Genomic DNA, 7,060 nt, shown 5'->3' with positions numbered 1-7,060 from the left:
CGCCTCGGTCACGTCCTCGACCGCATTCTCCGCGATTTCGTGGATGAACGAGATGTTTCGATATTCACCCGAAACGACGCGGGAGATGACCTCGCGCCTTGTGATTTCGGGATCGACGACCGCTCGCGTCCGCGCCGCCCATAGTCGATCATCACGACGAAATACTGCATGAAACGATCCTGCCGCGCCCCGTAGCCGGGAGTGCGGCAGAGTATTTCCGAAAAACAGAATTAAGTCAAGGGTGATTTCCGTAAATCGGAAATCGATGCCTACTTGCTCTTCTTGCGAGGGCGTGCCGATTTGGCGCGCAGCCGCTCGAGCTGGCCCTTGGGCATGGACAGGCAGATCTCGCCGACCCACTCGAGCTTGACGCCGACGATCGGCTTGGCGTTGAAGCTATTGAGATTGACGACGGAGGGAGTTTTTCCGCGTTCGATGGTCTTCAAATAGCGTTCACCGGTCTTGAGCCGGACCACGGCCTCTTCACCGTAGAAGCTCGACAGCGGATGGCGCTGGTCCTTGTAGACGACGATCACGTCGCCGCTCTCGTATTTGGGCAGCATCGAATCGCCAACGATCTCGAAGGCGACGGTCTCTTCCATGATCGGGAACGGCAGCGCGATATCGCCGAGGCCTTCCGGGGGAACCTGTTCATAATCGGGCTCGATCACAGCGCCGGCCCCGACGCGGCCCATGATCGGCGCGAGATTGAGCTCAAGATATTCCATGATCGGAATGATTTCAGACGCCTTCACCAGGCGCTCGCCGCCCAGGATCTCCGACACCGCGCCGGGCCGCACGCCCATGGCCGCCGCCAGGCCGCCCTTGCTCTTGCCCGTCTTCTCCAGGCCCCGCTCGATCATTGCAACGTCCAACATGGTGATTCCCTCGATTGCCCATCGTCCCGCCTCTTGTAATCCGAAATTCGGAATTGATGCAATTATGAATATCAGAATTGTCGCTTGACAGTCGCTTCGGAATAACGGAATGTAGGCGCCGCCTCGCGATCGAACGATCGGAGGAGGCGCATCACAGGACAGCAGCATGGAACCGGGTCATTGGCCGTCGGAGCACTCCGACGCGCTTCGCGACTATTTTCTCAAGGGAATGTCTTATGCGGAGATCGGAAGACAGATAAACGGAAGGTTTGGAACGGCTTACACACGCAACGCGGTGGCCGGCCGCGCCAAGCGGCTTGGACTCGCGGCACCGGCGCGGATGACGAGTCCATCGATCGTGCCGTCCTTGCCGTCAGGAGCCTGTCTCATCGGGCCGCCCCGTGCGGCGGTGCCGAACCTGAACTTGCCACCGAAATCCGCAATGAAGCCCGCGCGTGTCAAGTTGCGCTGTGTCGGCGTCCAGCCCCGCCTGGTCGCGCTGGGCGAACTCGGGCGCGACGACTGCCGCTATCCCTATGGTGGCGACAAGGACGGGGAGGGGATCGCCTTCTGCGGCCATCCGCGCCAGCCGGGCTCCAGCTATTGCACGCCGCATGCTCGCCTGACGCGAAGGTCTGAGGCCGCGTCCGCTCGCGCCGCCGGTCCCGTCGTCTTGAGGCTGATCTCAGCCGCCTGACGGGACCACTATCCAATTTTGCGAGGAGTATCCGAGTGGCAGGTGCACGACGCAACAAGTCCTACAGATTGACTGGAATCTACGATCGGCGCTCGCGCGAGGTGCCGTTCAATGCAGAGGTGGCGGAGGTCGAGGTCGACAATCCGCTGGCGCTCGATGCCGGCGAGAAGATCGTCGCCGTCCGCTCGATCCGCGGCGATCCGCTCGGCCGGTTGCACGCGCATCACCAGATCGACGAGGCGCAGTATCGCGGCGGGCGCGCCTTCCAGAACGACTGGGAGAGGGCGGAGCGCGGGCCCCAGGCGGTGGACTCGACGCGCGAATATGTCGATGGCACGCGCTCGCGTGAGCCCGTTACCGAGGACCAGCGCCAGGCTGTGCTGCGCCTGAACCGGGTCGAGCGCGAACTCGGTACCGACGGCGCCGCGCTGGTGCACGACGTCCTGGTGCTGGGGCTGACCATGGATCAGATCGGGGAGCGGCGCGCTGTTCGTACCCAGCGCTGGAACGACTATTTCGCGCGGCGCTTTCGCGAATGCCTGGACCGGCTGGCGCTGATCTACGGCTTTGCGACGGAAGGCCGGGCTCGGCGCGCCAAGCAGCGTTGAGAGTAGTGGTGCGCCTGCGGGTCTCGCCGCAGGCGCGCCCGGGCCGCTTGTTACGGATGCGGCACGATCTGGTAAGGCGTCGTGTAGGGCTCGACACGGAGAGACGCGTTGGCCAAGAGCCCGATCTTCGCGGTCGGCGCCTGTTGCAATTCACCGTTCGGGCCGCGATGCACGTTGTACTGCCAGACCGTGAGATCGCCCTTCTGCGCCAGCGCGTGCGCAACCGCGCTCGCATCATTGCCGCCGAGCGCCTGGAGCTCCTCCGCCGACAATCCGACGACGATTTCGTCCTTGATGGTGACGATCTTGAACAGATTCATCCTTGTCTCCTGCGCCCATGCGCCTTGTATCGAGAAAGTGAGAAGCGCGACGGCGCCGCCCTTGATGAGATCGCAGCGGGAAAGCATGCTGTCGTCCTTTGGTGCTGAGGCGCGCCCGAATCGAGAAGTCCGTCAGCCATGGCGCCCGTGGTCTGCGTGGCCGCTTCGCAACCGCTTGGTCGTTCCACCTTGAACGACGGTTCATTGGCGGAGATATCTTCGGACCGATGAACCCGGTACGGGGAACCGCGTCCAAGCCGAGCAGCTCAAGGGGGGCTTCACTGGCGGACGGATCAAGACGCTGCAGGCCGGCTGCGCGGCTCGACGTTCATTTCGCCGGCGATACAACCGCCGAGGTCGGGCTCAACAATTACGTGTATACGCTGAAGAAACTTCAATCTGGCCTCGTTCACACCGGAAACACGGCGAAACGCCGCACCGATTGACAGCGACCGAGGCCGTGTGCGTGAGTGATGCCGCTTCTTGACGCAGGTGGGTGACGACGGTCCATATTCCTGTTATCCGGAATTGCCGTGCTGCGATGCGGACGAAGCATCGCTACGGCGACGGTTGGGCTTGCCGGAAGGGTTGTTTCTTGACATAATTGCAACCTGTTCGGTTGAGCCAGTATATGGTTCAGCGTGTTAACCCACCGGGTGCCCCGGCCGAGATCTCAGGGTCACCATGGCGTCCGGTCATGGTGTTCGATTCTCGAGCGAGACCTCGGCGTCTGATCACGAGGGCCGATGCTTGTCATAGGTGCGAGATGAAAAACCTCAATTTCGCGGCTGAACTGCACCTCAAGCTCGGCGCGCCTGCAAGCAGCACCGTTGAAAGTCTGCGCCTGCTTCGCGCGTTCCTGAAGCTCGGGCCTCGACAGCGTTTCGAGGTCATCAAGCTGGTCGAAGACCTCGGCACCGAAGAAACCCTTCCCGAGCACCCCCTGTCCTGACCCCCGGCCGCGCGCCGGCCTTACGCCTCGTCCCCCGTTTTCCGGCCGGAGCCGGACCGCCGGGCGACGTTTGTCCGCCAGGCTGCCGCTGGAATGCGATCCGGCAAGTGTGGTATTCAGTTGGGAAAAAGGGGAGGAGTATGACCATGATCGAACCGAAGCTCGAAGTCCCGGCCGAACTGCGCGACCTGGCCGAAAAGACGATCGATCAGGCGGAACAGGCATTCGGCATGTTTTTCGAAGCTGCCACCAAATCGATGACGTCGGTTCCCGGAGCGGGTACCGAGGTGTCCAAGCAGGCGCTCGCGTTCACTGAGCAGAACATGAAGTCGGCGTTCGAGCACGCGCGCAAGCTCGTGCATGCCACCGACCTTCAGGAAGCGATGCGAATCCAGTCCGACTTCCTGCGGAGCCAGTTCACCAGCGCCGGCGACCACATGCGCCAGATGACCGGCAGTTTCATGCAGCCCGGCAAGGGAAAGTCCTGAGTTCCGGTGTGCGCCGCGTGACCGCAAATTGATTTTGCGTGACGCCGCGCTCAGCCGCAGCACGATCCCGGAAATTGCGAGAGATCGATGCGGGCGATGATCGACCGCAGCAGCTTGCGGGTCGCACGATAGAGATGCCGCGCGAATGCCGGTGTCCTCGCAGCCGGCAGGCCAAGGCCTGCCGTCTCGAGACGTTTCGCATCAAGGCTTTCGATGGAGTGCGACACGTGCCCCTCCGGGATGGTGAGGCCCTTCCTATCGTCGCCACCCTGGAGCTGCCTTGATCTGCCGCAAAGGGGACCCGGCTAGTAGTCGCCGGGGTTCATGATCATCGGGCTTCTGGTGTCAGCCGGCGCGAGCGAGCTGCTGGCGCTGTCACGCAGGAAGCGGTCGAGTGTCGCCTGGATCTTCTCCTTGACCGCATCGGGACCGCGATCGCTCATCTCGGTGTGCTGAGCACCGGTATGGACGATGTCGATGCCGCGCGCTTTGGCCTCTTCAGGCGTCGGCAGCACGCCCGGGTCGGTCTGGAAATGCGGATCCTTGGAGCGGAACGACAGGATCTTCAGGTTGTCGCTGAGCACGAAGGGCACCCGCAGATTGTCGAGCGTGATCACCTTCGACACGATCTCCGGGTGCTGATGGGCGACATACATCGAGACGTCGCCACCGTTGGAATGGCCGACGAGGGTGATGTGGTCGTAGTCGGTGTTTTCCTGCCGTCGCTTCAGTTCGGCCAGGGCGAAAAGGATGTTGGCCTCGCAGCGGATATAGACCTCGCGCCGCCCGACATATTGCTGACCGACATGGGTCATCAACGGCGGATCGCTCGGCAGGTCCTGCTGGATGCTGGCAACGAGATAACCGCGCGCCGCGAGCACGTTGGCGAGGAAGGAATACTCGGTCGCCTTGACGGTGTTGCCGTTGCTGATGATGGCGAGCGGGAGCTTCCAGAGCCCGAGATTGGCCTTGGTCTCGTAGTCGCGCCGCACCGCGATCTCGACCGAGATCGGCCGTTGGCGCGAGGCATCGAACAGGGTCAAAATCTCATGTCGGATCGCGAACCGGCTGACCACGAAATACTGGCCGACGCCGAGCACGCAGAGAAAGGCCAGGATTGCAAACACCCTCTTCATGGTTCCGTCCCAATCACTTTCGACTGAAAATGGTCATTGCAAGCCCCCGGATCGAGCGATCGTGAGCAGGTTACGGGATTAAATTTAGGCAAGTCTGTGAGCAAGGCCGCAAAAGGGCCGCATGCCGGGTGTGCTCAAAGCGCGGCAGCTAGAGGCAGCCGCCCCTGCCGCGTTCGGGGCAGAGCCGGAATGCGCTCGAGAGGGTGAACAGGAAGCGTGGGCTGCGGCGCTCGTTGTCTGGCGCCCGGTAGCTCAAGGGGACGGCTACGCCGAGATCGGCTTGAAGATCATCCGGCAGAAAGAACCGCACGCCGGCTCCGGCCGATGTCAGCGACAGGCCGTCGCTCAGGCGGTAACCGTCGTTCCAGACTGCGCCGGCGTCGCCAAAGGCGTAGAGCTGATAGCCGGTCCAGTAGCGGAAATTGAGCTTCTGGTCGAAGCGCAGCTCGAGCGAGCCGGCAAGACCGTTGTCGCCGCTGATCTCGGCCGCGCCATAGCCCCGGCCGAAAGCCGCGCCGCCGAGATAGAACTGCTGCGAAATGAACAGCGGCCGCGATGCCGTCTGGCTGGCCGCGGACAGCTTGAGCGACCAGGCGTCGTTGAGGGTCTGGTAGCGCGTGAACCAGAGGTTCAGCACCGAGAAGTTCGACGCGGCGCCGTCGCGCGACAGCAGATCGTCGTCGAAATGCGAGGCACCGAAGATGTCGAGACCTTGGCGGTAGGTCAGCGTCGCGAAATTGGTGCCGCCGAAGCGATCCTGGAGCCGGTAATCGGCGGTCAGGCTCGCGGTCCTGATGTGGTCGTTGTACCAGGGGCCGTAAAGATCGTGCTCGGACACGTTGCTGAAGGTGCCGGCCAAGGTCAGCGTCAACGCCGATGATTGCGACATGAAGGGCACGGTGCTTGCCCGCAGCTCGAACGCCTCTGTCGTGGTGATGTCGCTGTCGAGGCGGCGGGCGTCACCCGGCCGGACCGCGCTGTACAGGACGGAAGCGCCGAGGCGCACGCCGTCGACGCCGGCGGGCGCGTCATAGGATAATCGCGCAAAGCCAAGCTCACGCGGGTCGTTGGCAATGGTCGACAGGTTGACCGCCAGCGTATCGCCGGGCGTGAGGTAGGAGTTGAAAGCGCCGGTCGCGTAGGTCTGCCACGGGCCGACCGACGATGAGCCCAAATTATCCACGCCGAACGACGAGAAGACGTGCCAGGTTTTCAAATGGACGATGAGGCGAAAGCGGCCGGTGGCACCGCCGATCTCCTCGAGCGCGGTGTCGGTGATCCGGATGCCCGGCCCGCTGTTGATGAGGAAGAGCTGACGTTCGAGCGTTGCCAGGCGCGACGGCTGCTCGGCGAGAACCGGCCCCAGCATCGGCCTCACGCCAAACTGCTCGGCGCCGTCGCCTTTCAGCTCGGCCTGCACGATGGCGCCTTCAATCACCTGGATCCGGATGCGACCGTCGGCGATGTCCTGCGGCGGCACGATCGCCCGGCTCAGATGAAAGCCGTCTGCGCGGTAGAGATCGCTGATCGCGCCGGCGATCGTGGCGAGGTCGGCTTGCGAGACCTTCTTGCCGAGATAGGACTGATAGGCTGCGGCGATGCGATCGCGGGGAATGGCTTGGGCGCCGCCGACATCGATCCCGCGCAACACGAATTGTGGTTTCGCATCCCCGCCTGTGTTGGGCCGGCCGACCGCCGGCAGCGTGACCGGAGGACGGCTCAGCGATTCCTGCTCGGTTTGGTTTTCAAAGTATTTCTCGGGCTGCCGCGGATCGAAGCCGGGCTGGTTCGCCTGTTGAGCGAACGCCTGCGAAATTCCCGTGAAAATCGGTGCCGCCAGCACCAGTGCAACGAGGAGATGCCGCTTCTCAACGCGCGCAGCGAGCTGCTCACCGTAGTTTAACGGAGCAGTGCACAAGAGCCGGTAAGAGTTCGTTAGCTGCATGATTTTTCTTAGTTTTTTATGGTCAATGATTGGTTA

General features: G+C 62.8%; 9 protein-coding genes. 4 read left to right on the top strand and 5 right to left on the bottom strand.

Features of this window, described 5'->3' with window-relative positions; all coding sequences use genetic code 11:
- Positions 1–269 precede the first annotated feature (269 nt).
- A complete protein-coding gene (locus tag AC0L3X_RS41605; protein WP_028152904.1) occupies positions 270–878 on the bottom strand; it encodes a S24 family peptidase in 609 nt (202 codons plus the stop codon).
- Between the two features lie 166 nt (positions 879–1,044).
- Between AC0L3X_RS41605 and AC0L3X_RS41600 the strand changes: the two genes are divergently transcribed.
- Positions 1,045–1,575, top strand: coding sequence for a GcrA family cell cycle regulator (locus tag AC0L3X_RS41600; RefSeq protein WP_354096637.1), 531 nt, complete (start codon positions 1,045–1,047; stop codon positions 1,573–1,575).
- A gap of 35 nt (positions 1,576–1,610) precedes the next feature.
- The gene (locus AC0L3X_RS41595) at positions 1,611–2,183 is read left to right on the top strand and encodes a hypothetical protein (RefSeq protein WP_473317400.1); all 573 of its coding nucleotides are present in this window, start codon (positions 1,611–1,613) and stop codon (positions 2,181–2,183) included.
- Between the two features lie 50 nt (positions 2,184–2,233).
- On the opposite strand, the gene AC0L3X_RS41590 is transcribed toward AC0L3X_RS41595, so the two are convergent.
- Positions 2,234–2,590: a hypothetical protein gene (locus tag AC0L3X_RS41590; RefSeq protein WP_063982040.1), complete on the bottom strand. Its 357-nt coding sequence runs from the start codon at positions 2,588–2,590 to the stop codon at positions 2,234–2,236.
- 679 nt (positions 2,591–3,269) lie between these two features.
- Here AC0L3X_RS41590 and AC0L3X_RS41585 point away from each other — a divergent pair.
- Together AC0L3X_RS41585 and AC0L3X_RS41580 are read left to right on the top strand one after the other, a co-directional pair.
- Positions 3,270–3,455 carry a hypothetical protein gene (locus tag AC0L3X_RS41585; protein WP_063982041.1) on the top strand — a complete coding sequence of 62 codons (186 nt, stop codon included), beginning with the start codon at positions 3,270–3,272 and terminating at the stop codon, positions 3,453–3,455.
- A 146-nt stretch (positions 3,456–3,601) separates the two neighbouring features.
- On the top strand, positions 3,602–3,943 hold the full coding sequence (locus tag AC0L3X_RS41580) for a phasin (RefSeq protein WP_014493705.1): 342 nt from the start codon (positions 3,602–3,604) through the stop codon (positions 3,941–3,943).
- Between the two features lie 50 nt (positions 3,944–3,993).
- On the opposite strand, the gene AC0L3X_RS41575 is transcribed toward AC0L3X_RS41580, so the two are convergent.
- The 3 genes from AC0L3X_RS41575 to AC0L3X_RS41565 form a co-directional block, all read right to left on the bottom strand.
- Positions 3,994–4,170, bottom strand: coding sequence for a hypothetical protein (locus AC0L3X_RS41575; RefSeq protein ID WP_187387992.1), 177 nt, complete (start codon positions 4,168–4,170; stop codon positions 3,994–3,996).
- Between the two features lie 78 nt (positions 4,171–4,248).
- Positions 4,249–5,079, bottom strand: coding sequence for an alpha/beta hydrolase (locus tag AC0L3X_RS41570; RefSeq protein ID WP_063982042.1), 831 nt, complete (start codon positions 5,077–5,079; stop codon positions 4,249–4,251).
- 148 nt (positions 5,080–5,227) lie between these two features.
- Positions 5,228–7,024, bottom strand: coding sequence for a ShlB/FhaC/HecB family hemolysin secretion/activation protein (locus AC0L3X_RS41565; protein WP_231142709.1), 1,797 nt, complete (start codon positions 7,022–7,024; stop codon positions 5,228–5,230).
- Positions 7,025–7,060: the final 36 nt, after the last annotated feature.

It is taken from the genome of Bradyrhizobium sp. MI1.7, assembly GCF_055811795.1.
The sequence above is the reverse complement of the archived record's forward strand: the minus strand, read 5'-3'. Positions and strand labels throughout refer to the sequence as shown.